Consider the following 13,291-nt stretch of genomic DNA (forward strand, 5'->3'; position numbering starts at 1 on the left):
CGCCCCCCGAGGATCCGGCGCCCCGCCCGACCGCGCGGGCGCGCGCCTGGAGGGTGTGCGATCTTGGCGGTGTGCGATCTTGGCGCTTGGCGCCGGCCCTTCCGCGTGGTCATCTCCCGCAAACCATGGACGGCCGAAGCCCGGCCGGATGAAGCGTGCGGACGGGACACAGGATGCCGGGTCGAGGGAGCAGAGGGTGAGTGACGCCTTCCTCAAGGACGCGTTCGTCTATCTCCTCGCCGCCGGAATCCTCGTTCCGCTGTTCCACCGCGCCCGAATCGGCGCCGTGGTGGGTTTCATCGCCGCAGGCGCGCTCATCGGCCCCCATGGCCTCGGCCGGCTGGCCGACAGCCTGCCCTTTGTGAGCTTCATCACCATTTCCAGCCCGGAGCGCGCCGCCCCGTTCGGCGAGCTGGGCGTGGTGTTCCTCCTGTTTCTGCTGGGCCTTGAGTTTTCAGCCCCGCGGCTGTGGAAGCTGAGGCGCGAGGTGTTCGGCGTCGGCGCCCTCCAGGTGCTGTTCTGCGGCGTCCCCTTGGCCCTCGGCCTCGCGCTGGTGGCGGCGCCGGGGCCGGAGGTGGCCCTGGTGCTGGGCTTTTCCCTCGCCCTGTCGTCCACCGCCCTCGTCACCCAATTGCTCATCGACCAGCACCGCTCCCTCGCGCCTTTGGGCCAGCTGGTCATCGCCGTGCTGCTGTTCCAGGACCTGATGGTGGTGCCCATCCTGCTCGCGGCGGAGTTGCTGAGCGGGCCGGCTACCGATGTGGTGACCCTCGCGGTGGGGGCGCTCGCCAAGGCCACGGGCGCGGTGGCGCTCATTCTGGTGGCAGGGCGCTTCGTGCTGGCGCCGCTGGTGGCGGTCGCCGCCTCCACCCGCTCGCGCGAGCTGATCATGGCCATCACTCTCGTGGTGGTGGTGGGCTCGGCGGCGGTGACCCATGCGGCCGGGCTGTCCAGCGCGCTCGGCGCCTTTCTCGCCGGCATGGCGCTGTCGGAAACCGCCTATCGCCACCAGATCGAGGTGGACCTCGATCCGTTCAAGGGCCTGCTGGTGGGCGTGTTCTTCGTCACCGTGGGCATGAGCCTCGATTTCGGGGCGGTGCTGCCGCGCGCCCTGTGGGTGGTGGCGGGCGTCGCCGGGCTGATCGCGGTGAAAGCCGCATGCACCTATGGCGCCGCCCGGCTGCTGCGCGTGAGTGCGCCCGCCGCCGCCGAGGCAGCCCTGCTCCTTTCCCAGACCGGGGAGTTCGCCTTCGTGGTGCTGGGGCTGCTCGCCGCCAAGGGCGTGCTGGGCGCGCAGGACGCCGCCACCCTCGTCGCCGTGGTCAGCCTCAGCCTTGCCGCGACCCCGGTGCTCGCCCGCATCGCTGCAAGGCTCGGGCGCTCGCTGGATGCCAGGATGCACGATACGCTCGCGCCGGTGGCCAGCACCGCGGCCGACCATGTGATCATCGCCGGATACGGCCGCGTCGGCCGCACCATCGCCGACGCGCTGGAGGAGGAAGGCGTCCCCTATGTGGCGGTGGATGCCGATCCGCGGCGGGTGGCGGAGGCGCGCGCGGCGGGGCGCCCGGTCTTCTTCGGCGATGCCGGCCGCGCCGAAATCCTCGACCGCCTGGGCGCCGACCGCGCACTCGCCTTCGTCGTGACCATGGACGCGCCCAATGCCGCCGAACGCATGGTGACGGCGGTGCGCCAGCACTGGGCCGCAACCGCCGTGGTGGCCCGCGCCAAGGATACCGAGCATGCGCGGCGCCTCGCGGCTCTCGGCGTGGCCGGCGTCATTCCCGAGGCGGCGGAAGCCAGCCTCCAGCTCATGGCCCAGCTTCTGTCCGCCCTCGGGCTTCCCGACGAGGCGGTCTCCACCCGTACGGAGCAGGCCCGCTCGCGCATCCGCGACGACATCGAGCGGAACGCGACCGGGGAAGGGATCTGACCGCATGAGCACGGAAAAGCAGCGTCCGCAAAGGCTGCGCCGCCGCCTGTTCGACATCCTGGAGCGGGACCTGCCCGGTGACCACATTGCCGATGCGGTGCACTATTTCCTCATTGCGACGGTGCTGCTGTCCGTCACCGGCGCGGTGCTCGCCACCGTTCCCTCGCTGGCGCTGCGGGAGAAATGGTGGTTCCACTGGGGCGAGTTCACTGCCCTCGTCGCCTTCACCGTGGAATATGGCGCGCGCCTGTGGGTAGCGCCGGAACATCCGCTGCGGCGCCAGCTGCCGCCCCTTGTGGCGCGGGCGCACTACGCGGTGACGGTGCCGGCGCTGATTGATCTCGCGGCCATCCTGCCCTGGCTGATCTCGCTCACCACCGAACTCGACGTGCACGCGCTGCTGGTGCTGCGGCTGGTGCGCTTCCTGAAGCTCGCGCGCTATTCCTCGGGCTTCAACGCGCTCTACCTCGCGGTGCGGCGCGAGCGCTACGCGCTGTTGTCCTGCTTCATCATCCTGTGCGCGGGAGTGCTGATCGCCGCCACCGCCATGTATCTCACCGAGCGCGACGTGCAGCCGGACAAGTTCGGCTCCATCCCGGAAGCCATGTGGTGGGCCATCACCACCCTCACCACGGTGGGCTATGGCGACGTGGTGCCTGTGACCACGTCCGGCCGCGTCATCGGCGCCCTCACCATGGTGTCTGGCCTCGTCATGCTGGCGCTGCCTATCGCCATCATCGCCAGCTCGTTCTCCGAGGTGATCGCGAAGCACAATTTCGTCGTCACCTTCTCCATGATCTCGCGCCTGCCGCCATTCTCGGACCTCGACGCGCCGGTGCTCGGGGACATCCTGCCCCTGCTCAATTCCCGCAGCTTCGACCGGGGCCACCAGGTGGTGCGGCGGGGGGAGAGTACGGCGCATCTGTTCGTGGTGCTGCAAGGCCGCCTGGAGATGGAGGGCGAGACCGGCTTTCGCGCGCTGGGCCCCGGCGACGTGTTCGGCCTTCTGCCCGGCCACACCAAGGCGAGCCCGGTTCCGGTGCGGGCAGTGGTCAAGTCCAAGATCCTCGCCATCGAGGAAAACGAGCTTCACATGCTGGCGCTGCGCCATCCCGCGGTGATCGGGCGGCTGAGCGCCGCCGCGCGGGACCGGGACGCCGACGACACGGGCTGAAGCCGCCGGCGCCGGTCTTCGACCGATCCGGACCGGGCCTCGCGCGCCGGCCGGGGCGGGGATTGCCCGCGCGCCACTCTCTCCGCCCCCCGGAGCAAGGCAGCCGCCCGCGCAAAAAAGAAGGGGCCGCAGCGCGGCCCCTTCCGGATTCGAACGAGGGCGATGACCCCCCGCCTTGCCTCACGCGGCAAGATCAGGCCGCCATGGCCTTGGTGAGGTTCTCGGAGATCTTGTCGAGGAAGCCGGTGGTGGAGAGCCACTTCTGGTCGGCGCCGACGAGGAGCGCGAGGTCCTTCGTCATGTAGCCTTCTTCCACCGTATCCACGCACACCTTCTCGAGGGTCGCGGCGAACTTGGCCAGTTCCTCGTTGCCGTCGAGCTTGGCGCGATGGGAGAGACCGCGGGTCCAGGCGAAGATGGAGGCGATGGAGTTGGTGGAGGTCTCCTTGCCCTTCTGGTGCTCGCGATAATGGCGGGTGACGGTACCGTGGGCGGCCTCGGCCTCCACGGTCTTGCCGTCCGGCGTCATCAGCACGGAGGTCATCAGGCCGAGCGAGCCGAAGCCCTGGGCCACGATGTCCGACTGCACGTCGCCGTCATAGTTCTTGCAGGCCCAGACATAGCCGCCGGACCACTTGAGGGCCGAGGCCACCATGTCGTCGATGAGACGGTGCTCGTAGGTGAGACCGCGCTTGTCGAACTCGGCCTTGAACTCGGCCTCGTACACCTCCTGGAAGATGTCCTTGAAGCGGCCGTCATAGGCCTTCAGGATGGTGTTCTTCGTGGAGAGATAGACCGGATAATTGCGCAGCAGGCCGTAATTCAGCGAGGCGCGGGCGAATTCGCGGATCGACTCGTCGAGATTGTACATGGCCATGGCCACGCCGGCGCCCGGGAACTTGTAGACTTCCTTCTCGATCTTGGTGCCGTCCTCACCCACGAAGGAGATGGACAGCGTGCCCTTGCCCGGCACCTTGAAATCGGTGGCGCGATACTGGTCGCCGAAGGCATGGCGGCCCACCACGATGGGCTGGGTCCAGCCCGGCACCAGGCGCGGCACGTTCTTGCAGATGATGGGCTCGCGGAAGATCACGCCGCCCAGGATGTTGCGGATGGTGCCGTTGGGCGACTTCCACATCTCCTTGAGCTTGAACTCCTCGACGCGGGCCTCGTCCGGCGTGATGGTGGCGCACTTCACGCCCACGCCGTGCTTCTTGATGGCTTCCGCAGCGGCAACCGTGACCTGATCGTTGGTGGCGTCCCGGTTCTCGACGGAGAGGTCGTAATATTCCAGGTCGATGTCGAGATAGGGGTGGATCAGCTTGTCCTTGATGTACTGCCAGATGATCCGGGTCATCTCGTCGCCGTCGAGCTCGACGACCGGATTTGCCACCTTGATCTTCGCCATGGGACGGCCTTTCACGACTGCTCTGCGAGCCTTATGGAAAGAGGAGAAGGGCCGCCGACGCTGGCGTGCCGGCAATCCTTCAGCGCCGCCGCTATAGCATTGGCGTGGCGCAGTGCAACAGCCGCAAACCCGTGGTTTTGCGTGAGATGATTTCTCACGATGCGCGATGCCCGTTCCCCAAGGTCTCGACTTCCCCGCCCGCCTCGTGGCAGACAGCGCGAAACGGGAGACGACATGCCGGGTTCCGGTACCGACAGCACGAAGCCCTGGGCGTCCGGCGGGCCCCTGGTCATCCTGGTGGAGCCCCAGCTGGGCCAGAATATCGGCTCGGCCGCGCGGGCCATGGGCAATTTCGGCCTGTCTCGCCTGCGCATCGTCAATCCGCGCGAGGGCTGGCCCAATGAGCAGGCCCGCATCTTCTCCGCCGGGGCCGACCGCATCCTCGCCGAGGCGACCCTTTATCCCGACCTGCGCTCGGCGCTCGCAGGCGTCAACTATGCCTTCGCCGCCACGGCGCGGGAGCGCGGCATGGCCAAGCCCGTGCTCGGCGCCGACGCGGTCGCCCAGGAAACCCGCTCCCGCCTCGCCGGCGGGGAGGATGTCGCCCTCATCTTCGGCCGCGAGCGCACAGGGCTCTATACGGAGGAGGTCTCGCTCTGCGACGCCATCCTCACCCTGCCGGTGAACCCGGCCTTCGCCTCGCTCAACCTCGCCATGTGCGTGGCGGTGGCCGGCTATGAATGGTTCAAGGCGGAGAGCGAAGGCGCCCTGCCCTTCGCCCCGCCGGACCGCTCGCCGCTGGCGGACAAGGGCGACCTCTTCGCCTTCTTCGATCATCTGGAGGGGGCGCTGGAGCAGTCCGGCTTCTTCCGCTCGCCGGAAAAGGCGCCCTCCACCATCCGCAACCTGCGCAACATCTTCCACCGCCTCGGCCTGACGCGGCAGGACCTCGCCACCCTTCACGGCGCCGTCACCGCGCTGGAGGAAGGACGCGCCGGCCGGGAAGCGCGCAAGCTGGAGAACAACGCCCGAGCCGCCGCCCGCAAGGGGGGCGGGCCACAAGGCCCGGCTCCGAGCGCGCAGGAGGAGCCCTCCGGGCCGGCGGCTGGCGGCGAACGCCCGCCCGAACGAGATGCCCCCTGACCGGTCCACGCGCGCGCCTGCCCGCTCTTCGACCTGCGCCGAGGGCGCGCTGAAGCGCCCCGCAGGCGTGACCGGAGGCCGGAGAGAAGCGCCCTCCGGCCTCTGGTATCAGCCGCCGAGCCGCGGACCGAGGAAGGCACCCGCCTCCTCCAGCGCCCGGCGTCCCTCGGCGAGGCGGTGATACCAGATGGGCCAGGCGTGGATCATGTGCGGATAGACCGAGAGGCGCACCTCCCCATCGCAGGCGCCGAGCCGTCCGGCGATGCGCACCGCGTCGTCCAGCAGGGTTTCCGCCGACCCCACCTGGATGAGGATGGGCGGCAGGCCGGCAAGATCGGCGTGAAGCGGGCTCACCAGGGGATCGGTCCGGCGCCCTCCCCCGGCGAGGTAGGCCTCCGCCAGCATTTCGAGATAGGCCCGGTGGATGAGCGGATCCACGGCATCCTTCGCGTCGATGCTGGCGCCGGTCATGTCGAGGTCCACCCAGGGGGAGACCAGCCAGCCGCACGCCGGCAGGTCCATGGCCTTCGCCCGCAGCCTCTGGAACAGGGCCAGCGTCAGCCCGCCGCCCGCGCTGTCGCCGCCCACGGCGATGCTGTGAGCCGCATAGCCCTCAGCCAGCAGGAAGCCATAGGCCGCCTCGGCATCGTCGAGCGCGGCGGGAAAGGGATGCTCGGGGGCGAGGCGGTAGGCGATGGCGAGGGTGCGGATGCCGACGGCCCGGCCCGCCCCCGTCACCATGGTGCGGTGGCTCTTCAGCGATCCGGAGGAATAGCCCCCGCCGTGCAGGAACAGCAGCACCCGCGTCTGGTCCGCGCCCGGCGCCAGCGACCACTCGCCGGGAACGCCGCCCGCATCCACGGGCGTGACGACGATGTCCGGATCGACCGGATCGACGGCGGTGACCTGCTCCATCCGCTCGCGCCGCTCGGCGAGGCTTTGCGGCCGTGGGCTCGCCGCAAGGATCGCGCGCAGCGCATCGATATCGGAAACTCCCATCGCCCTTCCTCCCCACTCTCGGTTGCCGCCCATCCTGGGTGTTTTTCCATGGCCGGCAAGGGATAGCGTGGGGTCGGGGGGCCCGATGGAAGCCGCGTCGTCCACAGGGCGGCGGGCGACGGGGCATTTTTTCCCCTCCAGCCCTTTCAATCGGGAACGGGGGTTGCTACATACGCCTCGTCGACGGGCGGTTCGCCGGCTCGACAACTGACGCGGGGTGGAGCAGCCCGGTAGCTCGTCAGGCTCATAACCTGAAGGTCGTAGGTTCAAATCCTACCCCCGCAACCATCTCAAATTGCGATACCAAATCGCGCAAATCAGCCGCCCCCACCGGGCGGCTTTTTTGCGTTCGCAAGTTCTGATCAGAGCAGGTCCCCGCAACCATCTCGACTTGCGATCGGCCCGCCCCTCTGGCGGGCCGTTTGCTTTTGAGCGAAATCGCAAGAATTCCAGCCAGATCACCTCGCACGTCGACCCGAAGCTCGCCTCCTGCCGGCGTCAGGATGATCTCCTTCACCAGCGAGCGAATCAGGTCGGCCGCCGTCATCCGCTTTTCCTCCGAATCCTCCTGAAGCGCCGCATACAGCTCATCCACCTGGGCGTGGTAGTGATGCGCCATGTTTGGATGCAGGAGGGGCGGCGGCTCCTGGGCGTCCTGCAGGAACGCTTTTAGCTCCTTCTGGCGAGCCTCCAGCTCCTTCATCTGCTTCATCATCCGGGTGGGGGCGTCGTCGCTGTCGGACGCGAGGATGAGCTTCATCAACTTGTCGAGTTCCCGGTCGATTCGCTTGATCTCGGCCTCGGCCGCATCGATCGACGCTCGGCCTTCCATGCGCAGCCGATTCATCTCGCGGGTGAATTCCTCGCAGAATTCTTTGAACAGCGCTGGGTCCATCAGGTGATGGCGCAGCGCGTTCAGGACGCGCGCCTCGAACTGATCGCGCCGGATGTTCCTGCGATTGTCGCAAGTGCCCTTATTCCGGGCTGTCGAGCAGCCAACCAGGTCAGCCGAGATCATCGAATAGCCACCGCCACAGCAGGCGCACTTGGTCAGGCCCGAGAAAAGGTATTTGGGGCGCCGACGTTCCCGGAAGTGGTTCTCGGTCTCGCCGTTGTCGCTACGGTTCAGTTTGACCGCTTTCTGGCGATCCTTGACCGCCCGCCACAGCTCGTCGTCAAGGATGCGCAACTCGGGCACATCCTGGGTGATCCAGTCCTCCTCCGGGTTTATGCGCGCCTGGCGCTTGCCAGTGTCCGGGTCTTTGATGAAGCGCTGACGGTTCCAGACCAGCTTGCCAACGTACATCTCGTTGTTGAGGATTCCGTTGCCGCGCTTCGGATTGCCGTTGATCGTGCTGAAGCCCCATTCTCCACCGCCCGGCGCGGAGATGCCCTCCTTGTTCAGCTCGAAGGCAATTCGCTTCGCCGACTTTCCGGCCGAATAGTCACGGAAGATGCGGCGGATGACCCCCGCCTGAAACTCGTTGATGGTCCGGTCGCCGCGTATGGGCTCGCCGCCGGCGTCGAACTTCTTCACCACATCATAGCCATAGGCGTTGCCGCCGCCGGACTTGCCCATCTCGACGCGCCCGCGCTGGCCTCGGCGCGTCTTGTCGGCGAGATCCTTGAGGAACAGGGCGTTCATCGTGCCCTTCAGACCGACATGCAGATGCGTGACTTCGCCCTCGGAGAGCGTGACGATCTTCACGTCCGCATAGGCCATGCGCTTGTAGAGGCCGGCAATGTCCTCCTGATCGCGCGAAAGACGATCCATCGCCTCGGCCAGCACGTACTGGAAACGGCCGCGCGCTGCGTCCGAGATCAGGGCTTGGATACCGGGACGAAGAAGGGAGGCGCCGGAAATGGCGTGGTCGGTATATTCCTCGACCACCTGCCAACCCTGCTTCTCGGCATGGAGGCGGCAGATGCGGAGCTGGTCGGCGATGGAGGCGTCGCGCTGATTGTCGGACGAATAGCGGGCGTAGATCGCGACTTTCAAAGCGCACTCTCCTGAGGTGTCAGGAGCGCGTCGTGCTGCGTTCCTTCATCTGCTCTTCGAACACCTCCCGCGCAGCACGACGGGCGAGCAGGCGAGCCAACTCGCTCAGGCGCGGGTCGGGACCGTCGCCGCGGCGCACGAGCGACAGTTCCGGCTCGACGAGCCGAAGCGCGCTCCTTTGCTGCTGGCGTTTGTCCTGGTCCATCGTTGCGCCGTTCGATAGCGATTGCAAGTTGATCGGCTTCACGATTGTTGTGAATCGAAGTATAAGCAACGCAAATCAACGGAGAGTATTCGACGGCATTCGGCATATTGTTGCTGGTGCTGGCGCCATCCGGCGTAGAAAAGCGCATCACAGCAGACGGAAAATACCGGCATCGGATGGCGCGGCGATCCGCTCTCTGGCCAAGCCTGTCTGAAACGCGTTTCGCCATCGCGTCCTCACTTGTCTGCACAACAAATCTGGGCTATATATCCAGATATAGCATGGAGGGTGGCCATGGGCAATGCTGCACAGAAGAGAGCGATCCAGAATTACCGCGCCCGTCTGACGCAGCGCGGCTTCACGCGCTTCGAGATCATGGCGCTCGAATCCGATCGCGAGCTGATACGCGCTCTTGCCCGTCGTCTGGCTGAGGAAGGGCCGGAAGCGGAGCAGGTTCGCGCGGCCGTGAAGACAGTCGTCGCTGGCGAACCACCCAAGCCCGGCGGCATCCTCACCGCTTTACGCCGCTCGCCGCTGGTGGGCGCGGAGCTTGATCTTTCCCGCCCGCGTGAAGAGGGGCGTAAGGTCGATCTGTGACGCGCTATCTCCTCGATACCAACATCATCAGCAATATCGTCAAGCCGCAGCCGTCGGCGTCGTTGCTGGCTTGGATGGCAACACAGCGCGACGAGGACCTGTTTATTGCGTCATTGACCGTCGCTGAAATTCGACGTGGCATTCTGGAAAAGCCCCGCGGCAAGAAACGCGATGCGCTCGACGCCTGGTTTGTCGGGCCGGAGGGGCCGCAGGCCCTGTTCACGGGCCGCATTTTATCCTTCGACGCCAAGGCCGGCCTGATCTGGGCGCGGCTGATGGCGGAGGGCAAGGTGGCGGGTCGTCCCCGTAGCGGACTCGACATGATCATCGCCGCCGTCGCCGGTGCGAATGAATGCGTCGTGGTGACTGACAACGAGAAGGACTTCGCCGGGCTCCAGATCATCAATCCGTTGCGTGGCGGCCTGGAGGGGGAAAAATGAAGATGGCGCCGCCGCCTGTACCCATCGAGTACCAGCTCATCGGTCTGACCGAAGACGGCAATGCTGGAGATCTCCTGCTTGGGCTTGACCAGAAACAGGGGCGAGTTCGCCTCCAAGCTCTGATCTCCGAATGGCTACGCATGGAAAACCTCGTGGTTTTGACGGGTTCCGGTACGTCGGTTTCAGCCGGCGGGAAGACCATGGCGAATCTTGAAACCGCTGTCTTCGAAACGATCGAGGCCCTCCCGGATGTGCCTGCCTCAATCGGCCCCATCATCAAGGCGCGGAGGGACGCCGTCTGGCTGGCTAATTTTATCGATGAACCGACGCTAGGTTTCGAAGCTTGGCTATCCTTCGTCGCCAACGCCTTGGTCATTGGCCAGTCGAAAGACGCACCATTCTCCGGTGTCACCTGGCCGAGCACACCCGCACCAAGCTTTGACGATCTCCAGTGGTTCGTAAACCATCTGCGCATGTCGATTTTCGCAGAATGCGCGCTGTCCTTGCCCGATAAGGCCATGGCGAAGTCGATAAGAGAGACCCCGCCGCAGCTCGCATTTCTCTCCAAGCTCGTCGCCCGAGATAGCAATCTCGGGCGAACTCATCTTTTCACGTTGAACTACGACACCCTGTTCGAGCAGGCGCTGGAGTTGCTCGGCATCCAGTATTTCGATGGGTTCACCGGCCGCGCCGCAGCGCGGTTCGATCCCTCCGTCTACGGCCTTGACGTCTATTATCCGGGGGAAGTCGCCGAAGGCCGAGTCCGGCGCTTCGACAAGTTCCTGCATTTTTACAAGCTGCATGGGTCAATTCACTGGTTCGAGCAAGATGGCGAGATGCGGGCGCGGCACCCCGACCTCGCGCCGTTCCGAGCCTATGTGGACTTGAAGCCGGAGGAGAAGGCAGCCGCACTCGTTGATCTTGCCGAGGGAACCGCATCGATCGGTATTCTGCCGACCGCGAATAAGTTCACGCAGACGCTGACGATGCCGTATGCGCATCTCTTCCGATCATTCCAAGTGCGCCTCGGCATCCCTCAGACGTTCCTGCTCGTCCTCGGCTACGGCTTCGGCGACGATCATGTCAGCCGAATCATCGAGAGTGCCTTGATCAACCCGTCGCTGGTTATGCTGGTGGTGGAGCCCAATCCGGAGAGCCCGGTCGTCGAGCGCATCCGGCGGTACAAGGACCTTGGCAAGCGCGCTTTCGTGTTGTGCCCGACCGACGCAGCCTTTGCGGCTGCCACGTTCAAGCACGCGACCTTTGATGATTTTGCGCGGTCAGCGATGCCCGACGTCCAATGGCTCGACGATTTCTTGCGTCTGCGTCGTTTTGAAAAGCAGATCGCCTCGTCTGCAATGCCCGCCGAACCCGATACGGGGGCTTGACCATGGATAATCCTAGACTTGTCGGCCACATCGTCGCTGTTCAGGGGTTTCGGGTGAAAGTCGAGCTTTTGCCCGAAACCCGCTCGGCGCTTCGCGCGACCCTTGACGGCGTCCAGGTCGCGATCGCCATCAACGCCTACCTGACATTTTCATTGGGGGCGGGCGAAACCGTCATCGGCATCATTACCGACCTCGAGGCGCGCGAGAGCTTCGACCCTGCAAGTGGCGACGACCTCAGCCTTGAGTTGATGAAGTCTCGCCGGATCGCCAGCGTGCAGTTGCTGGGCACGATCGAGAACATTGATGACGACGCCTCCTTCAGCCCGGGCATATCCGTTCTGCCAACCCTCGATACCCCTGCTGAGATCGGATCGCCGGCCGTGCTGCGCGCTGTGTTCGAGCTTCCGCCGCGGCGCAATAGGCCAGAAGGCTATGATGACAAGGACTTCGACTACGACCTGAAAATCGGGTTTCCAACGGGCCAGACGCGCAATGTCGTGCGCGCCTCCTACAACGATCTGTTTTCGCGCCCTCTGGCGATCGTCGGCAACACCGGCTCGGGCAAGTCCTTTTCCGTTTCCAGCCTGATCCAGAAGGCGATGAAGGCGCTCGATGGTGCCGCCGAGGAGCCGCATGTCTTTATCCTCGACATTAATGGCGAGTATGAAAAGGCATTCCCAACAGGCAAGACCGTCACACGATTGCCCGATCGCATCTACCTCAACGGTGAAGAATTCGGCCTTCCACTCTGGTTTCTCAATGCTGAAGAGATCTGCGCTTGGTTGAGCGCTGCCGAACAAACGCAGGAGCCGGTCCTGAAGGATTGGTGGGCGATCGCGAAGGGCGGGAATGCTGATGAGGTTTCGAATCTTAATACATTCCAGAGTGCTTTAAGCTCAATCGAAAAGCTGCTTTCCGATCTCCAAAAGATACAACGGAAGTCGGCTGGTTCATATTGCGATCTGATTGTAGGCTATCTGGCGAATTCCGACATCGATACAGCCTCATTTGAAACTCTGTTCGCATCGCACAAAGCGATCACCGGTTTCAATCAAGAGGTCCTCGCGAATGCTGCTCAGATCGAAGCCGAGGCTCGAAAGCTCCAGGATGAAATCCGCGCAAAGATCATCGGCGGCAGCCATGTCGCCGAGACTGCCGTTCGGACAGCCGATTCACCGTTGCGCATCTCCCGTTCGACGTTGACAGATCCATCCCTGATCAATCGAGCGGTGTCCAAGGAAGATACCATAAGGGTCGATGCACACCTCACGACGTTGAAACTGAGGTTGAAGACGCGCCTCGACGATAAACGCTGGCATTCGTTTCTCAATTATGAGAACGCCGAAACTAGCATCCCGGATCTGGCATCGTGGTTTTCCCGTTTTGGTCTCGGAAATGCGGGCGGGCCTAAGGTGTCGGTGCTCGACTTATCCATGTTGGGAAACGAGATTCTCCCTTATGCTTGCGCCGTCATCGGGCGCGTACTCCTCGAGGCAAGGGAGCGATTGCCGGCGGCATCACGCTATAAGCATCCTTGGGTGCTCGTCCTGGAGGAGGCGCACAACTACGCGCGGCCGGCGCGATCGGACGAAGACCGCGGCCATCGCCTCGCACGTCTCGCCTATGAGCGTATCGCCAAGGAGGGACGGAAGTTTGGCCTCTCACTGATCATCGCCAGCCAGCGACCGAGCGAGATCAGCCAGACAATTATCAGCCAGTGTGCCAACTTCATCAGCCATCGTCTGCAGAACCCGGACGACATCGACCATTTCCGACGCATCATCCCGATGCAGGCGCGGCGTTTGCTCGATCAGGTGACGATTTTGTCGTCGGGCGAGGCGATCGTTTTCGGAAGCGCGTTCCATATCCCGGCGCGGGTTCAGTTCGATCGACCGGAGCCTGGCCCCTATAGCCAGACGGCAGCGCCGTACCACGAATGGTCGAAGGAAAGAGCTCCGTTTCCTCTGCGCCAAATCATTGACGCTTGGGGCGCATAGCTCAGAGG

The 13,291-nt window shown here is 64.7% G+C and carries 11 protein-coding genes and 1 tRNA gene; 8 read left to right on the forward strand and 4 right to left on the reverse strand.

What is annotated here, in order from left to right:
• Nucleotides 1-196 precede the first annotated feature (196 nt).
• Nucleotides 197-1,933, forward strand: coding sequence for a cation:proton antiporter (locus K9U40_RS02915; RefSeq protein ID WP_282888746.1), 1,737 nt, complete (start codon nt 197-199; stop codon nt 1,931-1,933).
• A gap of 4 nt (nt 1,934-1,937) precedes the next feature.
• Nucleotides 1,938-3,107, forward strand: a complete 1,170-nt coding sequence (locus K9U40_RS02920) for a cyclic nucleotide-gated ion channel (protein ID WP_282888747.1) — start codon at nt 1,938-1,940, stop codon at nt 3,105-3,107.
• Nucleotides 3,108-3,300: 193 nt separating this feature from the next.
• Here the strand turns inward: K9U40_RS02920 and K9U40_RS02925 are convergent, their stop codons facing one another.
• A complete protein-coding gene (locus K9U40_RS02925; RefSeq protein ID WP_282888748.1) occupies nt 3,301-4,515 on the reverse strand; it encodes an NADP-dependent isocitrate dehydrogenase in 1,215 nt (404 codons plus the stop codon).
• Nucleotides 4,516-4,749: 234 nt separating this feature from the next.
• On the opposite strand from K9U40_RS02925, the gene K9U40_RS02930 reads away from it, so the two are divergent.
• Complete coding sequence (locus K9U40_RS02930; RefSeq protein WP_282888749.1) at nt 4,750-5,658, forward strand: RNA methyltransferase; 909 nt, start codon at nt 4,750-4,752, stop codon at nt 5,656-5,658.
• A 108-nt stretch (nt 5,659-5,766) separates the two neighbouring features.
• Here K9U40_RS02930 and K9U40_RS02935 read toward each other — a convergent pair whose 3' ends face one another.
• Entirely contained in the window at nt 5,767-6,657 is an 891-nt protein-coding gene (locus K9U40_RS02935) for an alpha/beta hydrolase (RefSeq protein WP_282888750.1), read from the reverse strand.
• 211 nt (nt 6,658-6,868) lie between these two features.
• Between K9U40_RS02935 and K9U40_RS02940 the strand changes: the two genes are divergently transcribed.
• Nucleotides 6,869-6,945: transfer RNA gene (locus K9U40_RS02940), tRNA-Met, on the forward strand.
• On the opposite strand, the gene K9U40_RS02945 is transcribed toward K9U40_RS02940, so the two are convergent.
• Together K9U40_RS02945 and K9U40_RS02950 are read right to left on the reverse strand one after the other, a co-directional pair.
• On the reverse strand, nt 6,902-8,656 hold the full coding sequence (locus K9U40_RS02945; protein WP_149577467.1) for a recombinase family protein: 1,755 nt from the start codon (nt 8,654-8,656) through the stop codon (nt 6,902-6,904). The genes K9U40_RS02940 and K9U40_RS02945 overlap by 44 nt on opposite strands.
• 19 nt (nt 8,657-8,675) lie before the next feature.
• Nucleotides 8,676-8,903: a hypothetical protein gene (locus tag K9U40_RS02950; protein WP_229644185.1), complete on the reverse strand. Its 228-nt coding sequence runs from the start codon at nt 8,901-8,903 to the stop codon at nt 8,676-8,678.
• Between the two features lie 252 nt (nt 8,904-9,155).
• On the opposite strand from K9U40_RS02950, the gene K9U40_RS02955 reads away from it, so the two are divergent.
• The 4 genes from K9U40_RS02955 to K9U40_RS02970 are packed head-to-tail and all read left to right on the forward strand — an operon-like array spanning nt 9,156 to nt 13,283.
• Nucleotides 9,156-9,458 (forward strand): hypothetical protein, encoded by a 303-nt coding sequence (locus K9U40_RS02955; protein ID WP_012116544.1) that lies wholly within the window; start codon nt 9,156-9,158, stop codon nt 9,456-9,458.
• Nucleotides 9,455-9,898, forward strand: a complete 444-nt coding sequence (locus tag K9U40_RS02960) for a type II toxin-antitoxin system VapC family toxin (protein WP_012116545.1) — start codon at nt 9,455-9,457, stop codon at nt 9,896-9,898. Before K9U40_RS02955 ends, K9U40_RS02960 begins: the two co-directional genes overlap by 4 nt.
• Nucleotides 9,895-11,286, forward strand: coding sequence for an SIR2 family protein (locus tag K9U40_RS02965; RefSeq protein WP_188079547.1), 1,392 nt, complete (start codon nt 9,895-9,897; stop codon nt 11,284-11,286). The genes K9U40_RS02960 and K9U40_RS02965 overlap by 4 nt, the downstream gene beginning before the upstream one ends.
• Before the next feature lie 2 nt (nt 11,287-11,288).
• Nucleotides 11,289-13,283 carry an ATP-binding protein gene (locus tag K9U40_RS02970; RefSeq protein WP_012116547.1) on the forward strand — a complete coding sequence of 665 codons (1,995 nt, stop codon included), beginning with the start codon at nt 11,289-11,291 and terminating at the stop codon, nt 13,281-13,283.
• The last annotated feature ends 8 nt before the right edge of the window (nt 13,284-13,291 follow it).

Origin of the sequence: Xanthobacter autotrophicus (genome assembly GCF_030015065.1) — a bacterium.
GTDB lineage: Bacteria > Pseudomonadota > Alphaproteobacteria > Rhizobiales > Xanthobacteraceae > Xanthobacter > Xanthobacter autotrophicus_D.